The organism is Mangrovibacter sp. MFB070 (assembly GCF_000705335.1).
Taxonomy (GTDB): Bacteria; Pseudomonadota; Gammaproteobacteria; order Enterobacterales; family Enterobacteriaceae; genus Mangrovibacter; species Mangrovibacter plantisponsor.
Genome location: NZ_JJMI01000056.1, coordinates 26,521 through 44,473, shown reverse-complemented (window position 1 = coordinate 44,473; position 17,953 = coordinate 26,521). Strand labels below are relative to the sequence as shown.

The 17,953-nt window shown below is 47.1% G+C and carries 16 protein-coding genes; 1 reads left to right on the top strand and 15 read right to left on the bottom strand.

Annotated elements, in window-relative coordinates:
* Positions 1-36: 36 nt before the first annotated feature.
* From DT73_RS24630 to DT73_RS24590, 9 genes are all read right to left on the bottom strand, one after another.
* Positions 37-762, bottom strand: a complete 726-nt coding sequence (locus DT73_RS24630) for a 3'-5' exonuclease (protein ID WP_051691536.1) — start codon at positions 760-762, stop codon at positions 37-39.
* A 1-nt stretch (position 763) separates the two neighbouring features.
* Complete coding sequence (locus DT73_RS24625) at positions 764-2,629, bottom strand: putative nucleotidyltransferase substrate binding domain-containing protein (protein WP_036116584.1); 1,866 nt, start codon at positions 2,627-2,629, stop codon at positions 764-766.
* A gap of 273 nt (positions 2,630-2,902) precedes the next feature.
* Complete coding sequence (locus tag DT73_RS24620) at positions 2,903-4,534, bottom strand: sodium/sugar symporter (RefSeq protein ID WP_036116581.1); 1,632 nt, start codon at positions 4,532-4,534, stop codon at positions 2,903-2,905.
* 642 nt (positions 4,535-5,176) lie between these two features.
* The gene (locus DT73_RS24615) at positions 5,177-5,926 is read right to left on the bottom strand and encodes an SDR family NAD(P)-dependent oxidoreductase (RefSeq protein ID WP_036116580.1); all 750 of its coding nucleotides are present in this window, start codon (positions 5,924-5,926) and stop codon (positions 5,177-5,179) included.
* Positions 5,927-6,080: 154 nt separating this feature from the next.
* The gene (locus DT73_RS24610) at positions 6,081-6,473 is read right to left on the bottom strand and encodes a DUF1330 domain-containing protein (protein ID WP_072007013.1); all 393 of its coding nucleotides are present in this window, start codon (positions 6,471-6,473) and stop codon (positions 6,081-6,083) included.
* A 191-nt stretch (positions 6,474-6,664) separates the two neighbouring features.
* Positions 6,665-7,189, bottom strand: coding sequence for an NAD(P)H-dependent oxidoreductase (locus DT73_RS24605; RefSeq protein ID WP_036116578.1), 525 nt, complete (start codon positions 7,187-7,189; stop codon positions 6,665-6,667).
* 25 nt (positions 7,190-7,214) lie between these two features.
* A complete protein-coding gene (locus tag DT73_RS24600) occupies positions 7,215-7,517 on the bottom strand; it encodes a DUF1330 domain-containing protein (RefSeq protein WP_036116576.1) in 303 nt (100 codons plus the stop codon).
* A 29-nt stretch (positions 7,518-7,546) separates the two neighbouring features.
* Positions 7,547-8,704, bottom strand: coding sequence for an iron-containing alcohol dehydrogenase (locus tag DT73_RS24595; protein WP_036116574.1), 1,158 nt, complete (start codon positions 8,702-8,704; stop codon positions 7,547-7,549).
* A 205-nt stretch (positions 8,705-8,909) separates the two neighbouring features.
* Positions 8,910-9,164, bottom strand: a complete 255-nt coding sequence (locus DT73_RS24590) for a DUF1471 domain-containing protein (protein ID WP_036116572.1) — start codon at positions 9,162-9,164, stop codon at positions 8,910-8,912.
* Positions 9,165-9,501: 337 nt separating this feature from the next.
* Between DT73_RS24590 and DT73_RS24585 the strand changes: the two genes are divergently transcribed.
* Positions 9,502-10,461: a LysR family transcriptional regulator gene (locus DT73_RS24585; RefSeq protein ID WP_036116571.1), complete on the top strand. Its 960-nt coding sequence runs from the start codon at positions 9,502-9,504 to the stop codon at positions 10,459-10,461.
* A 102-nt stretch (positions 10,462-10,563) separates the two neighbouring features.
* Here the strand turns inward: DT73_RS24585 and DT73_RS24580 are convergent, their stop codons facing one another.
* From DT73_RS24580 to oxc, 6 genes are all read right to left on the bottom strand, one after another.
* Positions 10,564-10,920, bottom strand: coding sequence for a helix-turn-helix domain-containing protein (locus tag DT73_RS24580; protein ID WP_036116568.1), 357 nt, complete (start codon positions 10,918-10,920; stop codon positions 10,564-10,566).
* 606 nt (positions 10,921-11,526) lie between these two features.
* Positions 11,527-12,474, bottom strand: coding sequence for an aldo/keto reductase (locus DT73_RS24575; RefSeq protein ID WP_036116567.1), 948 nt, complete (start codon positions 12,472-12,474; stop codon positions 11,527-11,529).
* A 623-nt stretch (positions 12,475-13,097) separates the two neighbouring features.
* A complete protein-coding gene (frc, locus tag DT73_RS24570; protein WP_036116564.1) occupies positions 13,098-14,345 on the bottom strand; it encodes a formyl-CoA transferase in 1,248 nt (415 codons plus the stop codon).
* A gap of 98 nt (positions 14,346-14,443) precedes the next feature.
* Positions 14,444-14,863: a PAS domain-containing protein gene (locus DT73_RS24565; RefSeq protein ID WP_036116562.1), complete on the bottom strand. Its 420-nt coding sequence runs from the start codon at positions 14,861-14,863 to the stop codon at positions 14,444-14,446.
* Positions 14,864-14,868: 5 nt separating this feature from the next.
* Positions 14,869-16,146 (bottom strand): formyl-CoA transferase, encoded by a 1,278-nt coding sequence (gene frc / locus DT73_RS24560; protein WP_036116561.1) that lies wholly within the window; start codon positions 16,144-16,146, stop codon positions 14,869-14,871.
* Between the two features lie 57 nt (positions 16,147-16,203).
* Positions 16,204-17,949, bottom strand: coding sequence for an oxalyl-CoA decarboxylase (gene oxc / locus DT73_RS24555; RefSeq protein WP_036116558.1), 1,746 nt, complete (start codon positions 17,947-17,949; stop codon positions 16,204-16,206).
* Between the last annotated feature and the right edge of the window lie 4 nt (positions 17,950-17,953).

Sequence of the window (17,953 nt, the reverse complement as noted above, 5' to 3'; positions counted from 1 at the left end):
GGTATATGTGGCAAATAGCCTGTGTCGCAAAAAGCATCATGGCTGCGAATACTGGTACAGCTCGCCAACCGTGGCACTGGCAGCAGTGTGGCGGTACAGCCTGTCGATTTGCACCAACAAGAGTTCAGCACAAGCCACTGCATCCACCAGCGCATGGTGTGCCGGGTAATCGGGCAGCCCGTAACGGCGGCGGACTTCAGCCAGTTGCCAGTAACCACGCGGCTCTTGCTCCATTCCCCAGGGCCGGGGTAATGATTTTTCGATGTTAAGCGTATCCAGCCAAATCAGAGCGGGGGCTGGCAACCCTGCCAGCCTGAAAAAACGCGCAATAAATGCCTGTTCAACCACGGTGCCATGCCCTAATACCACCTGCCCATCCAGCGCCTGCCATACGCTTTCCAGTGCTTCTGCCAGTGGTAACCCCTGGCGCTGCATCTGGGGCAGAATATGGTGTAACCGAATTGCGTCTCCCTGCTCCGGAACGGCTGACTGCACCAGCATATGCCCCGCAGAGGCAAGGCGGATTATACCCGCCTGTAATGCCACAAACCCGATACTGACAATATTGTCCTGGTCCGGGTTCAGGCCACTGGTTTCAAAATCCAGAGCGAGAATGGTTTGCCCGAACAGAGGTGCATTTTCACCAGCCAGTGGCCGGGAAAACACGGTCGCCAGAGCCCCAGGCCAGGGTAAACCGGCCTGTTGTGCATAAAGCTGTGCAAGCCGTTGCCAGGCAGAGCGACGCAGGAAGGGCCAGCGCATCTTACAGCCCGAAGTGCATTTTCGCGGCGTCCTGAAAACCGCTGATAATCCGGAAAGCGTCTTTCAGGTGCTGGCGTTCAAAACTGCCAAAGCGCGCAGGTTGCAGGATGTTATCCGGGGTATCGCCACGCTTCAGGGCTTCACGCTGGTGAACATAACGTAACTGATTTACATAATGCCAGGTGCCCGACATATTCTCCCCGGAGGCATGGTTCAGAACCCCGGCATCAATCAGTGCCTGAATACGCTCCCCGGTATTCAGTTGCCGTAACCCCTGCTGCAAACTGTAAATGCGTACCAAATCCACCAGGCAGTGAATCGACGCATCTTTAATATTCAGTACCTTCTGGTTATCGCCATTTTTTTCCAGTACCAGATTATGGAAGATGCCCAAAGGCGGGCGAATACGCAGTGCATTACGCAACAGAGAAACCATAAGCCGTGGGTTATTGCTCACTTGCTGATGGCGGTAATCGTCCACCCTGGCAAACAGCGCCGGGTCCCCGTCAAGGCAGCGCAGCTCAACAAACACATTCAGATTGAGCAGGTATTCATATTCCGGGTTAGTTGCCCACTTGCGGTAATAATGGCACCAGACCCTTTCGCGCTGGCACCATTTAGAAGTAGCCGCCATAAACCGGCCACTGCACAGGGTATAGCCGCACTCTGCCAGCCCTTTGCATATATACATGGCAAAGTGGTTAAAGTAGCGCAGGTCACGTTCAGTTGCGCTGTCTTCCAGAATCAATGCATTATCCTGGTCTGAAGACATATGCACTTCATTACGGGCATGGGACCCCGCAACCACCCAGCTCCAGGCGCAGGGCGGCTCACCAAAATAGTGAATCGCCATGGCTATCAGACGGCGGGTAAAGGCATCGTAAATCATGGTCATGACATCACCAATGATATCGGGTGCCACGTTGCCATCTACCAGTGCCGCAAAAATGGCTTCCCGCACTGGCAACAATGCCTGCAATGCAGCAACGGAATCTGCCCGGCTGATTTGGTCGATTAAAAATATCGCCTGGACGCTGTTTTTCTGAATCAGTTGCTGGGGTGTAACCAGCCCCACCGGTTGCTGGCGGGCATTGAGCACAGGGATATTCTGGATGTTGTATTGCATCATCAGCAGTGTGGCGCGCAATACCCGCTGGTCATCCTGCACGGTGTGCAAAGAAGCGGTCATCACATCCGCTACCGGCCGTTGAATATCAACCCCTTGTGCCACCACCCGGCGTGTCATGTCTTTGTCCGTCATCATACCTACCAGGCGGCCCGCGTCATCGACGACAAAAGCACAGGTGGTACGCACGACATTACGCATCTGATGCGCAACCTGCTGGATGGTATCGCCCGGTTTAACCAGTGCCATATTCCGGCTGGCAACTTCGGTGACAGGTTTAAAAAACAAGCCTTTATCGGTATCTGACCACTGTACTTCAACCGCTGACGCCATGCGGGCCCAGGCACTGCGCGCCAGTTGCGAAATGATATGCGGGTAACCGGCCAGGGCATCAATCAGGCGCGCGTAAACAATCCGGTAGATAAGCGAGCTTTCCAGCGCCCGCACGCTGTAGTCGGCCACCTGCTGTTCCGGGCTGGCATGCAGGCTGAAACCGAACAGATCATCGCTGCCCAGTTTGGCACGCAGGCTGCCATCTTTATGGCGCTGCTCAACCACACCAGAGCGAATAAAATAGAGATACTCCTGGTTATCTGGCGGATACTGCAGCACTTCATCCTGAGCCAGCCAGAGAATTTCCATATGGCGGGAAATACTATCCAGCACTGATACAGGCAATGATTCAAAAGGCTTCAGCGATTGCAGAAAGTTTATGATATTTGGCAGTAATTCATCATTCATCAACACCTCCGCCATAAACAACAAAGGCCTTCTACTGAAGGCCCGAGGCTGACGACACACCTCATGTTCGTGCAGAACCAGAGGGTGTCACTCAATAAAAAACCAGCAAAATCAATTTATTGATTTTCGGCTGCTAACTAAAAAGAAGGAAAAACCACGCTTTTTCCTTCTTTTTCATCAATCTGAGGCCTTCTACTGAAGGCCTGAGGCTGGCGACACACCTCATGTTCGTACAGAACCAGAGGGTGTCACTCAATAAAAACCTGCCGTGTTTTACCAGAACAGCGCGTACAGCACCGCCAGTATCACAACAATGGCATAAGCCGCTACGTTAAAACTACGCTCTGTTTTAAAAGTGGCGGCAGTGACATGAATTGCACCGCTGTCATCATCCTGCTCTGATGTGCTCAGGCTGGTGAAGGCAATCACCACGATAGTAAACAGCAGGGTATACAGCATCTGGTCCATGAACGGCATGTTCAGCGGCATGAACTTCAGGAACAGTGCAAACGGAATGGATGCCACAACCCCAATGATAGCGCCTTTACTGGTGGTTTTTTTCCAGAACAGGCCCAGCAAGAAGACCGCCAGGATACCCGGGCTCACCAGACCAGTATATTCCTGAATATACTGGAACGCCTGGCCGATGCCACCCAGCATAGGTGCAACAAAGCAGGCAATAACCAGCGCCACAACCGCAGAAATACGCCCCACGTTAACCAGTTTATGGTCACCGGTATTCGGTGCAATGTGCGCTTTATAGATATCCATGGTGAAAATGGTCGCGGTGGAGTTCAGCATGGATGCCAGGGAAGACACAATTGCCGCAGCCAGCGCCGCAAACACAATGCCTTTAATACCAGCAGGCAGGAACTGAGTCAGCCACGGGTAAGCTTTATCGGCATGTGCAACACTTGGCAGGTTATGTGCCGCAACAGAACCCATTTGCGCCATCAGTTCCGGAGACTGGGTAATGACATAAGCCGCGATACCCGGAATAACCACCAGGAACGGAACAATCAGTTTCAGGAAGGCAGCAAACAGAATACCTTTCTGTGCTTCCGGAACAGATTTCGCCGCCAGAGTACGCTGGATAATGTACTGGTTGAAGCCCCAGTAATACAGGTTGGCAACCCACAGACCACCAATCAACACAGCAATGCCCGGCAAGTTCATATATTGCGGGTTGCTCTGGTCGAGGATCATCTGGAAGTGTTCAGGTGCGGCATCAAACATTTTGCCGAAGCCGGACAGGAAGCCGCCATCACCGCCAATAAAGGATACGGCCATCCAGGTTGTCATCAGGCCACCGAGTACCAGGAAGAACACCTGAATAACATCGGTCCATACCACGGCAGAAAGACCACCATAGAGGGAATACACCAGCGCAAACACCGCCAGACCAATGATGGAATAAATCATTGGGATCCCAAGGATAGTTTCCAGTGCCAGGCCACCCAGATAGAGCACGGAAGTCAGGTTGACGAAGATGTACAACGCAATCCAGAAGATAGCCAGAATCGTCTTCAGGTTTTTGTTGTAACGCTTTTCAACAAACTCAGGAATGGTATAAATGCCTTTCTCAATAAAGACCGGCAGGAAGTATTTACCCACAATGATCAGCGTGATTGCTGACATCCATTCGTAGGACGCGATAGCCAGGCCAATAGAATAGCCAGAACCTGACATACCAATGAACTGTTCTGCGGAGATATTTGCGGCAATCAATGATGCCCCAACCGCCCACCACGGCAGTGATTTACCTGCCAGGAAATAGTCTTCCGTGCTCTTTTTACTTCCTTTCTTGTCTCTGGAAACCCAGATCCCGACCCCAATGATTATCGCAACGTAAACGGCGAAAACCATGTAGTCCAGGGTGCCTAAGCCGTTCTCGATGTTAGCCATCTGCCACTCCTATCCTTCACCCAAAAGCTGTTTGATAGCAGGGAGTGTAATCGCTACCACTAATGAATAATGTCTGTTATCTCACATGTTTTAACTTTAATTTCATTATGTAAAAATAAAAAACATTAAAATAAATAAAAATCAAATAGTTATAAATAGCAGATGTAAACACGAAGTTTTAGTTAAGTTACATTGACATAACTAAACGGCATGGTTTTCTGGAATTTTTGAAATCGGTTACAATGGTTTTGCTGTGAATCAATCCATATGGGTGCTCCCCATCGGACCAGTTACTGGAGCTGTAGTGCAGAACATCTCACCGATGTGAATGAGCAAATGCAGGAATATCTGTGTATCCAATACCACTATACACTGAAGGTACAAACGTCAAAGACGTTCACATTACTTACCTTTTCGCGACAGTTATTTTTAATAAGTAACGTTACCAGAAAAATACTATCGATTAATCACAACCTGAATGAAATGTTGTATCTTCATGCTCAGCCAATATCGCGTTACAAAACAAACCCACAGAAGGTCAAACCATTTCACACTCATAACAACAGTAGGTTGTTTAATTAAAGTTTTCGTCAAAGAAATAAGGGATAAATTTATTTTTCACAAATTCATCCCTCATACTTATTATGCTGAGTAACCACCATCCATAATCACATCCGAGCCAGTCGCATAGCTGGCATCATCCGATGCTAAAAATGCGACAGCACCAGCAATTTCCTCAGGGCGGGCAAATCGTCCCAATGGAATTGACTGATTCACAGCATCCATGAAATTCTGTTTTTCTTCTTCACTTTGTAAGCCCGTTTTATCATAAAGAGGCGTTTCCGTAGCACCAGCACTTACAGCATTCACTCGTACGCCAAATGGAGCAAATTCTTTCGCCAACGCTTTTGTCAGTGCGGAGACAGCAGCTTTACTGGCAGAATAAACAGAGATATACGGTGTTGGGCGATGCGCCACACCGGATGAAATATTAATGACCACACCTTTAGATAGTTTTAACAGCGGTAGAGCCTGCCGCGTCACATCAATCAGGCCTCTGACGTTAACATTAAAAATGAAGTCATACTGATCCATAGTTAATGATTCGAACGGTGTGTTAGGTGCCACTCCTGCATTGTTTACCACAATATCAAGTTTGTTGAACTTATTTTTAATGTGAACCATTAACTCACTAATACTCTGTGAATCAACAACATCTGCAACATAATGGCTGATATTATCATGCCCGATGGCAGTTTCAATAAGAGGGGCCTCGCTGCGACCTATAATTACAACCTCTGCACCTTCACTGGCCAGACGCCTGGCAATTTCACGCCCAATTCCTGAACCGCCACCAGTCACTAATGCTGTTTTACCTGTAAGTTTACTCATTATTTCCACACCTCTTACTCTACGTTTATTTGTTACTTATATTATTAAGACTATTGATATCATCAATGCACTGCATTAACAGCACAGGCTGTTTAGTGTTAATTACATCATATAGCTTATACAGTTACTCAAATTGCAATTTACTTCATGAATTTTACGGCTCCATTCCTTCCACAATATATGTTCTTGTATTTCCGGAACGGTGCCTGATGGGGATTATTGACTGGTATTCCGGTGAGTTATACCATGCTCGCGCTTGTGACAAAGAGTCAAACTTAATGATAATTAACCGCCCCTGAGCCCCAAAACCCTCTTTCACATCCATATTTCCGCCACGGACAATAAACCGCCCTGAATACGGTAAAAATGTAGATTCAACCTTTGCGCTATAAGGTTTTATTCCTTCGGGGTCAGTTAACTGAAACTCAGCAACATAGTAGGCAGGTTTACTGCTGTCTTTTTTTTCTGTAGCCAATACTGAAGATGAAAATATAAGCTGACTGAATATCACAATAATTGACATGCAACAGGATATTGTTTTCTTCATTATAAATTCCTTAACAGGGGTATTTAGTAGCAGGTGAATATCCATTTAATAAATTTACTGTGAATGGTACTGCCGTCGCTTACCTTCTCAAGCCATGTACCATTTCGCTGTTCAGTACCATATTCGACATTGTCTAACCGGTTAGTTTCACCATTAGGTGATAGTTAATATTTCTACTTTTTATCCAATATTCAGGATTGCAGGCGTGCTGCAAGTGCTGACTGAAATGACTGGAGTTTGCTCTGGTCAGCACCGGCCACTTCATAGAAGGCCAGAGGAGAAGCGAATGTCATTCCAACGTAAAGTGCACTTGCTCTGACAGGCGTCAGGACTTCATCCATCGTGCTGTCGACCAGACCTGCATGGGAGTATGTGTACTCACTGGCTCCTGCCGAGGTCACAACTAACAATTCTTTCCCCTTCAGTGCATTCCCGCCCGGGCCAAATGCCCACCCATAGGTCCAGACTTCATTCAGCCAGGTCTTCAGTGCCGGTGTTAAATTGAACCAGTGTGTTGGGTACATAAACACAATACGATCAGCTTCCTCACACGCTGACTGTTCTGCCTGAATGTCAAACCCCTGAACAGGGTTACCATAGAGAAACTCAAGATTTCGAACTACGGTATTGGATAATTCCTCAGCTGTACTTTGCAGAGCCTGAATAACCCGCGACTGTGATACGTAAGGGTGAGAGACAATAACTAATGTTTTCATAACTATTTGGCCTGGATGTAATTAATTACATGTATGAAACAGACTCAACCAGCCATGCGGTGGTATCAGCTGCTGCATGACGGTATTGAATAATTGACTGATATTCTGGTGAGCTATGCCATTCATGTGCTTTTTCCATATTATCGAATTCCAGCATAACAAGAATACCATTAGGGGCGTACCCTTCCACCGTATCCATTTTTCCACCCAGAACCCGTAATACACCACCATATTTTTTGAAAGTTTCTGCAACCTTCTCCTGATAAGGCTTCAGTGCGTCAGGATTATTTATTTTCACATCAAAAATGAAATACGCTTTATTTTCCATTAGAACCTCACATTAAATTATGTTGATATTCAGAGACTGCACTCAAGTATTTTATGGCTGTCATCAGGCGTTATATTCAGGTGTTCACCTAATTGTGTCATACCATGAATCCTTAACCGCTCTGTTACTGCAGCCACAGCCTCTTTACCCAGTGCATAATCTGAAAGGTGGGTTTTCATTCCCAGACATTCAAAAAATTCCCGGGTATTCGCTATTGCGGTATCAATCCGGGAGTCGCAGTCACCTTCCTTCACTCCCCAGACGCGTTCTGCATACTGGAGCAACTTGTCACGCTTTCCGGCACGATACATTTCCAGCGTTGCAGGCAGAATAATTGCCAGCGTCCTTGCATGATCAATCTGATACAGGGCCGTTAACTCATGGCCAATACAGTGTGTTGACCAGTCCTTCGGTACCCCGGCACCAATTAATCCGTTATGCGCCATGGATGCTGCCCACATCATATTTGCCCGCGAGTTATACTCTGCCGGTTCATGAACCACTTTGGGGCCAATTTCAATCAGTGTCTGAAGGATCCCTTCTGCAAATCGGTCCTGAACCCGTGCATCTACGGGGTAAGTCAGATATTGCCCGGTTATATGGACAAAGGAGTCCACAATTCCGTTAGCCAGTTGTCTGGCTGGCAGACTGTACGTTTTTGTCGGGTCCAGTATCGAAAAACGGGGAAACAACGCTGGTGCCGTGAACCATTTTTTCGTTTTTGTTGACTGCCGGGTGATCACTGACACACAGTTCATTTCAGAACCTGTCGCAGGTAGTGTCAGGACAACACCAAACGGCACAGGGGAAATGATGGACCGTCCATTATTTTCCAAAATATCCCAGGTATGTCCTGCAAAATTAGCAGCCGCAGCAACAAATTTTGTACCATCAATGACCGATCCACCGCCCACTGCAAGCAAAAAATTAACCCGTTCCTTTCTCACCAGGTCTACAGTGCGTTCCAGTGTTTCCCATAAAGGATTTGGTCCAATACCACCAAACTCCAGAAAATAGCGTTTTCCCAGCGCCAGCCTTACTTCCTTAAGAGTTCCGTTATACTCAGCACTTTTTCCCCCATGCAGAACCAAAACACGCGCATCATGTGGGATCATCGTATTCATATCAGGAATACGATTCTGGCCAAAAATTATCCGCGTTGGGTTATAAAATTCAAAGTCCTGCACGGGTTACTCCATTACAGTGGTATCTTTTTATCATTGTTACGACAAAAGAGTATGCACACTTGCATTGATAACTTTAACTATGCTTCAGGTTGAAGGATAAGTAACATAAAGTTGATTATAAAATATGACTTATATGCTATCCCCCAGTATGGAGATAACAGACGTACCGGTAATTAATAATGGATGTGGCAATAACACAGCCAGATTATTTGTATATCTCTGCCACGCCATACAGTTTATTTTTACCGCCAACAGACAGTACGCGAAATGATGAGGCTCCGGCTTCATCGGCTTTGCGGGAAAGTGTCGTCACCGCGCTGTTGACAGTCATATCGCCAGCCGTGGACACCACGCCCATTTTTTCATGGCCAGTCGCTGTATGTACTTCAGTAGCAGCAAATGATGACTGCACAAAAAAGGTCAGGCTCATGGCGGTAAATAACAGTTTCAATGATTTCATTGGAATTTCCTCAGAGTATGTAGTTTGTCAGAATGAGAGGAGGCAGATTATTTTCATTCCAGGAAAATCCTTTCGGGGATTCATCAGGAATAAGCGCTCCATGGGATGTAGTATGCAAAATATTCAGTCGCACTTTAAGAAGGGTAGTGGTTGATTCATTGACAACGTAAAGTTATGAATACTTCATATCATTCCTGTTAATGTTGTTCTTGCTGAAGCCCAATTATTGTCACAATATCTCTACGTGACCGTTGCGGGAGTTGAACCGATTTTGTTATTTGGTTAACAATGCCGTCAGGAAAATGTGCCGGTTCTGGCACGAATAAGGGGTCAATTTATGGAACTTTCACAGCGCGTGCGGGCAATTCTCTCATTTGTTGAAGCCTGCGATGCAGGGAGCTTTGCGTCAGCAGCCCGTTCACTTGGTATCAGTTCTGCGGCGGTCAGTAAGAATGTGGCCAGTCTGGAACAGGCCCTGGGCGTCCGTCTGATGAACAGAACGACACGGAAACTGAGCCTGACAGAAGAAGGAACCGTATTTCTTCAGCAGGCAAGAGTTGCGATAGAAGCTCTGGATAATGCTGTGGATACCGTTGTTGCCAGAAAAATGGAAACCAGTGGGCACGTCAGGATCTCGACAAGTGCAGCCTTTGGCCGGGACCAACTGTTACCGGTCTTGCCCGGATTGCGGACCCGTTATCCGGCTCTGACTATCGAGGTCGATTTCGATGACAGGGTCATTGACCTGGTTCGTGATGGCTATGATCTTGCCATTCGGGGTGGGCGAATTGTTGATTCATCACTTGTATCACGCCCGGTCTGTCACCTGAGTATGGTGCTGGTTGCGTCACCAGAATACCTTGAGCGGCATGGTATACCTGATACTCCCGAGGAACTGTCAAGACACAACCTTATAGCACGGCGTTTCCTGGGGGGAAAAGTTTCGCCATGGGGATTTCGGGCACCAGATGGTAGCCTGACAACCATGGAGCCTGTACATGCGGTTGTCACAATTTCAGCACCTGAAGCACAAGTCCAGGCCGCTATTCTGGGATTAGGTATTGCTCAGGTTGGAATGCATCATGCCCTGCGTTACCTCAAGGACGGGCGCCTGAAACTGGTACTATTTGGTAAACATGATCCAGGGAATTATGAGATGGTCATTCAGTACCCCCACCGGGCACTGATTGCCCCGAGGGTAAGGGCGACCGTTGATTATCTGCTCGCGGCATTCAAACAGGATGAGACCCTCAATTGTTCGGCTGAACAACTCTCATTATATCGGGCAAACAGGTAACCGATGGTACTCGCTAAACTCTCAGTCACCCAACGCGATGGCACGGCCTGTACAGATGCAATGCGGCATGAGTGCACCAGCAAGGCATGAATTCAGAGTCTTTTAACGAACTGAATGAGTGCTCCTTGCCGGGCTGTTGTCCCTTCTGTACCTGGCCGGAGGCACCATGTATTTATTTCTGAACACACGTGTGAAAGATTGTTGTGAGTCAAATCCATATTTAAATGAAATCCAGGAAATACTTTCACGGCCCTGAATCAGGTCATGAGCTGCCTTTTCAAGTTTTTTTTCCCGGATATAATTGCCAACACTGGTATTCATTACCTGGGAAAAGATCCTCTGTATATGCCAGTGCGAATAGCCGGAACGGCTGGCAACATCCCGTATTTTTAATGGCTTATCGAGGTTGTTGTCGATCCAGGAGGTAAGCTCGTTAATAATATTTTCAGGGCTAAGCATGGACATCTCCTGTAATCAGCCGGATATACAATGGATTATATTTGTTGATTATCGCTGATGATTTAATGGATAAAAATGCATGAGCAGGTTGAAGAATTCACAACCTGATGTTAATAATCCATATAAGTATTTATGCTACACAACAGCAACATCCATCTGATTTTAGCCAGGGCGAGCTGTTCCAGGTGCTGTAATTGAGGGCAGAACTCCGGCACCCAATTCAAGTACATCAAGTACTGCTGGATTTTATTTCTGTTGATTCAGTTTTATCCGGTAAAAAATATTTGGCCTTCGGTTGCATATTCTCTCCATTTGATATGACCAATTAATAAGTAATTACTAACAAGTACAACGCAGAATATTTTTTCTACCTTCCATGACTCTGCCCTGCTGATTGGTTCTGTTTTAATAGTGAGGAAATTAAATAATTATGTCTGGAATGCTGAAGGGGTAAGATTTTGCTGACGCATGGCCACAATACCGTCATACTTGAGAAAAAGAGCAGGACCGGGCGTTCAAAACGTTATATTTAGTATATATGCAGGGTGTGAGCTTTTAGCCTGCCCGGCATAAAAGCCGGGCAGGCTAATGATCATTCGGTGAATCTTACTCCATGGGTTTTTCCCAGGAACCACGAGTATCCACGCCTGCTTCAACAGACAATTTCTCAATCAAAGCAATTTCTTCATCACTGAGGTACAACTCTGCGGCTTTAGCGGCATCACTGACATGATGAACTTTAGTGGCACCAATAATTGGCAAAGTACCCTTGCTAATAGCCCATGCAATGGCAACCTGTGCAACGCTTGCTCCCTTTGCTTCTCCTATGGATTTCATTGCATCGGTCAGGGCTTGCAGCTGTGGCAGCACTTTATTATATGTCTCAGCACGACCACTACCTTCCGGCATAGGATTTTGCGGGTTATAACGGCCACTTAAGGCTCCCTGCTCCAGCACCATGTAAGCGAAGAAAGTAATACCGTTGGCTTTGCAGTAATCCAAAATGCCTGCATCTTCTGAAGAGCGATAAAGCAGGCTGTAGTGATTCTGCACTGCACTTACTGAAAAGCCTGCTGTACCCAAAATTTCATTGGCGCGCTTAATTTGCTCCAGATTATGGTTAGATACCCCAACACGTTTCACCTTACCACTTTGCAGTAATGGTATTAGGCCAGGCGTCCATTTTTCAACATCATGCGGGTTGTGGATCCAGTAAATGTCGATGTTTTCAACACCCAGGCGATTAAGGCTGTCTTCCAGCATTGCACTGACAGGGTGAGCCGCATTTTCATCTGCTATTTGTGGGGTAAATTTGGTAGATAAAATCAGCTCATCGCGTTCATACTGGCGGACCAATTTCCCAAGAGCATTTTCGGAACTGCCCATACCATAGACGGCAGCGGTGTCCCATAAATTGAGCCCAGCCTGGATTGCCGTGTCAAAAACTTCTTTCATCTGAAAATCGGACAAGGTATTGCCAAAAACAGTATCACCACCTGCAAAACCAGTGCCCCATGACCATGTTCCTAATGCAATTTTAGGTAATTGTTTCATCTTTCAACTCTCCGGATTGGCTTTATGTTATTGAAACGTTGAGTATCCATTGTTTCTTTTGGTATGGTCGCAAACATATCCCTGCATCTGTCTAAGTACATGAGGAAAACACCGGCCGACAGGGGCAATACTGCAACAGCAAATACCTGTGATGTAATCAACGAGCATCTCGTTGACCAGGAGAGTATAGCTGCAAGATTGGAAACATTAAGTGCAGCTATGGTTGATATATAATTAACTCAAGGTTTAGAATCATCATCCTTTCCAGTCAGTAACCGGAAGTATGCGTGGGTAAAAGAATCAGTTCTTGTGTCTAAGAATTTTATATTTCTCTCTGATAAAAATGCACCTGCCTTAAGTGAATTATCTACATTTAGAGATAGTAGAGACATCCATTTAATTCTACACACTTTTATTTATCCGATAATGGCAGAAATATTACTGTCTGTAATTTTTCATAAAAAAACTCCGAATGTTACCATACGGAGTATCAAAGCCACGTACTTATACCACTGAGGTATTTTATTATAATGAGAAGAGAGGAAGACTACTCAACGTAAAAAATATAATAATCAATACTCCAGGCTCAGCAGCCGTAAAAACTGACTTCTGGTAAAAATCATTCAGATGACATGTTTTTCACGCAACAAATTAATTTCTGGCTCACTATAACCCAGGTCATGTAATACCGCTGCAGTATGTTCCCCCCGCAATGGAGAAGAAGTAATATCAACCGGGCTGTCGGACATTTTTATCGGCATGCCCACAGTTTTATACTTACCACGTACAGGATGATTGACTTCAACAATACTTCCGCTGGCTTGTAAATCGTAATCTTCTGCTATCTCTTTCATTGAAAGAACTGGCCCGCAAGGCACATTATAATGTTTTAATATTTCCACCACATCATATTTAGAGTGCTCTGTTGTCCATTGCTCAATACGCTGAAAAATTGACTGCAACTGTGGCAACCTTGCCTGAGGCGTATTCATTGCTTCATCATCAGCCCAACTTTCCTCACCAATCACTTTACACACCGCAGGCCATACTGCGGCCTGAAGAATAAAGTAAATATAGGCATTCTGATCAGTTTCCCAGCCTTTACATTTCAGCACCGCACCAGGCTGCCCACCACCAGAAGCATTACCCGCGCGCGGCACGGCCACACCAAAAGGTTTGTGCGTATATTGCGGGTATTCTTCAAGTACACCAGTACGTTCCAGCCGTTGCTGGTCACGTAATTTTACCCGGCAAAGATTAAGCACTGCATCCTGCATAGCAACAGAAACTTTCTGGCCGCGCCCGCTGGTCACACGCTGGAATAGTGCAGAAACAATCCCCAGAGCCAAATGTAAACCTGAACCAGAATCCCCGATTTGCGCACTGGTAACTACCGGTACACCGTCATCAAACCCGGTTGTTGAAGCCGCACCACCAGCACACTGTGCGACATTTTCATAAGACTTACACTCTTCATAACGGCCAGCACCAAACCCTTTTACCGATGCCAGTATCATTCTGGGGTTTACCGAATGAATATGCTCCCAGGTCATTCCCATTCTGTCCAGTGCACCTGGTGCAAAGTTCTCAACTAATACATCGCTAGTGGCGATAAGACTGTCTAGTATTTCTTTCCCTTCCGGAGATTTTGTATTTAATGTAATTGCGCGTTTATTGTGATTCAGCATAGTAAAATAAAGGCTGTCCACATCGGGGATATCCCGTAACTGTTTACGTGTTGCGTCTCCTTCATCAACACGTTCAACTTTAATAACATCTGCCCCCATCCAGGCCAGTAATTGGGTACAACTCGGCCCGGACTGCACATGTGTAAAATCAATAATTTTAATTCCGTCCAATGCCTTTTTCATCACAGCCATCCTTTTCTTTATTCATCAATAATGAATTTGTTGAAATAACTGCACTGAAGTATTCAGCCAGGGTTTTCACCCATCAATATTATTCCGGGTTATTCCCCATTCCCGAGTTCAGCAAGCCGTTTGCGTAAAGCGCGTTCTTCCTGGAAACGCTGCGTTTCATCACGAATAATGGCGATTATCGACTCAGGCTTGCCCGCTTCCCCCAAAACTAATGCAATTGAGAAAGCAATAGAAATAGAGCTGCCATCACGTTTCATCGCGGGTACATGTAACAGTGATGTACCGTAGCGGTTCTTTCCCGTATTCATCGTCTGCTCAAAGCCCGCAGCATGACGCATGCGGTATTTCTCAGGAATGATGATGTCAAGTGAGGCGCCTGTGGCCTCACTCTGTGCATAACCAAACATTGCTTCAGCGGCACAATTCCAGGTGGTGATGATGCCGTTCGCATCAGCAATAACAACGGCATCACCAATCACAGACAGGAAGTGTTGCAAAGAGAGTGCCATAGCAATCAGACTGCCTTCGCAGCGTGGATAGCGGCGATTTGTTCCGTTGAATAACCGAGTTCTTTCAGAACTTCATCGGTATGTTCCCCCAGTAACGGAGAAGCCGTGATGGTCGGTTTCAGGTCAGAGAACTTGATAGGGCAACCCACTGTCCAGTAGCTTCCGCGCACTTTATGCGGCACTTCAACAATCGAGCCACTCTTCAGCAGTGATTCATCGTGCAGCAATTCTTTCATAGACATTACTGGTGCACAGGGGATGCCGAACTTACCGAAGTATTCTACCGCGGCATATTTGTCTTTATCTGTAGCCAGAATGTAGCTTTCAATAGCACCGAAAATATCCATGATATGTGGCTGGCGCGCTTTCGGCGTGGTATAGGCCGGGTTCTCTTTCCATTCCGGGCGTTCAATGGCTTCGCAAATGGGTGTCCAGACTAAATCTTGTATGGTGAAATAGATATAGGCATTTGGGTCGGTTTCCCATCCTTTACACTTCAGGATCCAGCCAGGCTGGCCACCACCACCAGCATTCCCGCCGCGCGGCACGACATCGGTGAAAGGTTCGTGAGGGTATTGCGGGTATTCTTCCAGGTAACCGACTCTGTCAAGGCGCAACTGGTCACGCATTTTCACACGGCACAAGTTAAGTACGGCATCCTGCATGGCGCAGGCCACTTTTTGCCCGCGCCCGGTTTTCTGGCGGCCAATGTAAGCGGTAAGAATACCGATGGCTAAATGCATCCCGGTATTGCTGTCGCCAAGAGCTGCGGCAGAAATTGTCGGGCCGGCATTCTCCCCTTTCCACCAGCCGGTTGTTGAAGCCGCCCCACCTGCACACTGGGCTACGTTCTCATAGGCCCGCAAATGTTCATAATGGTGACCTTCGCTAAAGCCTTTTACTGATGCCAGAATCATGCGGGGGTTCAGTTCCTGAATATATTCCCAGGTGAACCCCATACGGTCCAGCGCACCCGGACCAAAGTTTTCCACCATGACATCGCATTCTTTAATCAGCTTAACCAGCACTTCTTTGCCCTCTTCTGTTTTTGTATTCAGAGTCAAAGAACGTTTATTGCTGTTAAGCATGGTGAAATACAGGGCATCTGCATCGGGAATATCACGTAATTGATTACGGGTAATATCACCAGAGCCAGGGCGTTCAATTTTGATAACGTCAGCACCAAACCAGGCCAACATTTGCGTACAGGCAGGGCCTGCCTGAACATGGGTGAAATCGATGATCCGAACGCCGGCCAAAGGCAGATTGTTGTTACTGTTCATAATTTAATCTCCATCATATATTTTTTAACAGCCACACATCACTATGGTGAGAATGGCTTACTTCTTAACGGCTTTAGCCGGATTCAGATTGGTAATACGCCCACTCTCTGTCCCAACAGTTTCATCAATGGCGACATTAATTAATGTGGGTTTTCCTGAAGCCAGGGCCTCACTCATTGCCTGCTGCAATTCGCCAGTTGTGGTGACTTGCACACCAACGCCACCGAAGGCCTGCATCATCATTTCGTAGCGGGCATTTTTCACGAACACAGTGGGTGCAGTGTCCTTGCCACCAGAGGCATTCTTGTCTGTGCCCTTATAAATACCGTTGTTGTTGAAGACCACCACGCATACTGGCAGTTGGTAGCGGCAAATGGTTTCAACTTCCATCCCACTGAAACCGAAGGCAGAATCCCCTTCGATGGCAATGACCCGATGACCGGTTACCACGGCACCAGCAACGGCGAAGCCCATACCTATGCCCATCACACCCCACGTCCCTACATCCAGGCGTTTACGTGGCAGGTACATATCCACAATGCTGCGGGCAAAATCGAGGGTGTTGGCACCTTCGCTAACGACAATGGCTTCCGGGTTATCCCGGACAATGTCTTTAACCACGCTGAGTGCGCTGTGGAAATTCATTGGCGATGGGCGTTCAGCCAGCTTGTCAGCCATTTTTCCAAGGTTCTTGGCTTTGCGTTCTGCAATGGGACCCGTCCATTCCTGTGATGGCTTCGCCCAGTCATTGCCAATACGGGCCAACAGAGCGCGCACACAGGAACCCACATCACCAATCAGCGGTGCATCAATGGCGACGTTGCTGTCGATTTCCCCCGGGCAAATATCTATCTGGATAAATTTCTTCGGCCCGTTTGCCTGGCCCCAGGTTTTGCCTTTACCGTGGGAAAGCAGCCAGTTCAGACGCGCGCCAACCAGCACCACAACATCCGCTTCCTGCAAAACATAGGAGCGCGTGGCAGCAGCAGAGAGTTCATGGGTATCCGGGAGCAGCCCTTTCGCCATGGACATTGGCAAATAGGGGATCCCTGTTTTTTCGACTAACTCGCGAATTTCCTGGTCTGCACGTGAATAAGCGGCCCCCTTACCCAGCAGAATAAGTGGCTTTTTGGCGCCTTTGAGTAACGTAATGGCACGCTCCACCGCTTCTTCAGCCGGGCGCTGAGATGGCGCAGCATCAACCACTTTAATTAAGGACTTATTCCCTTCTTCTTCAGGCATGGTTTGCGAGAACAGTTTCGCAGGCAAATCCAAATAGACCCCACCAGGACGACCAGAGACTGCGGCACGAATCGCCCGTGCGATCCCGATACCGATATCCTGAGCACGCAGTACACGAAATGCGGCTTTACACATTGGCCGGGCAATCGCCAACTGGTCCATTTCTTCATAATCGCCCTGTTGCAGGTCAACAATTTCACGTTCACTGGAACCACTTATCAGAATCATTGGGAAGCAGTTGGTAGTGGCGTTAGCTAACGCAGTCAGGCCATTGAGGAAGCCCGGCGCGGAAACTGTCATACACACACCCGGTTTCCCTGTCAGAAAACCAGCGGCTGCAGCGGCATTACCGGCGTTTTGCTCATGGCGGAAAGAAATGACACGCATGCCTTCTGCTTGTGCCATACGCAAAAGATCAGTAATCGGAATCCCGGGTAAACCAAATAATGTATCAATACCATTCAATTTAAGTGCATCAAGGAAGAGATGAAATCCATCCGTTAATACCGGCTGTTTTGTTTCAGAATCGACTTCTTTTTCAAGCTCAATAATGCTACACATATAA

Coding starts and splice junctions, on each gene's coding strand:
- DT73_RS24630 (WP_051691536.1), bottom strand. CDS start 762: ATGCGCTGGCCCTTCCTGCGTCGCTCTGCCTGGCAACGGCTTGCACAG.
- DT73_RS24625 (WP_036116584.1), bottom strand. CDS start 2,629: ATGAATGATGAATTACTGCCAAATATCATAAACTTTCTGCAATCGCTG.
- DT73_RS24620 (WP_036116581.1), bottom strand. CDS start 4,534: ATGGCTAACATCGAGAACGGCTTAGGCACCCTGGACTACATGGTTTTC.
- DT73_RS24615 (WP_036116580.1), bottom strand. CDS start 5,926: ATGAGTAAACTTACAGGTAAAACAGCATTAGTGACTGGTGGCGGTTCA.
- DT73_RS24610 (WP_072007013.1), bottom strand. CDS start 6,473: ATGAAGAAAACAATATCCTGTTGCATGTCAATTATTGTGATATTCAGT.
- DT73_RS24605 (WP_036116578.1), bottom strand. CDS start 7,189: ATGAAAACATTAGTTATTGTCTCTCACCCTTACGTATCACAGTCGCGG.
- DT73_RS24600 (WP_036116576.1), bottom strand. CDS start 7,517: ATGGAAAATAAAGCGTATTTCATTTTTGATGTGAAAATAAATAATCCT.
- DT73_RS24590 (WP_036116572.1), bottom strand. CDS start 9,164: ATGAAATCATTGAAACTGTTATTTACCGCCATGAGCCTGACCTTTTTT.
- DT73_RS24585 (WP_036116571.1), top strand. CDS start 9,502: ATGGAACTTTCACAGCGCGTGCGGGCAATTCTCTCATTTGTTGAAGCC.
- DT73_RS24580 (WP_036116568.1), bottom strand. CDS start 10,920: ATGCTTAGCCCTGAAAATATTATTAACGAGCTTACCTCCTGGATCGAC.
- DT73_RS24575 (WP_036116567.1), bottom strand. CDS start 12,474: ATGAAACAATTACCTAAAATTGCATTAGGAACATGGTCATGGGGCACT.
- frc (WP_036116564.1), bottom strand. CDS start 14,345: ATGAAAAAGGCATTGGACGGAATTAAAATTATTGATTTTACACATGTG.
- DT73_RS24565 (WP_036116562.1), bottom strand. CDS start 14,863: ATGGCACTCTCTTTGCAACACTTCCTGTCTGTGATTGGTGATGCCGTT.
- frc (WP_036116561.1), bottom strand. CDS start 16,146: ATGAACAGTAACAACAATCTGCCTTTGGCCGGCGTTCGGATCATCGAT.
- oxc (WP_036116558.1), bottom strand. CDS start 17,949: ATGTGTAGCATTATTGAGCTTGAAAAAGAAGTCGATTCTGAAACAAAA.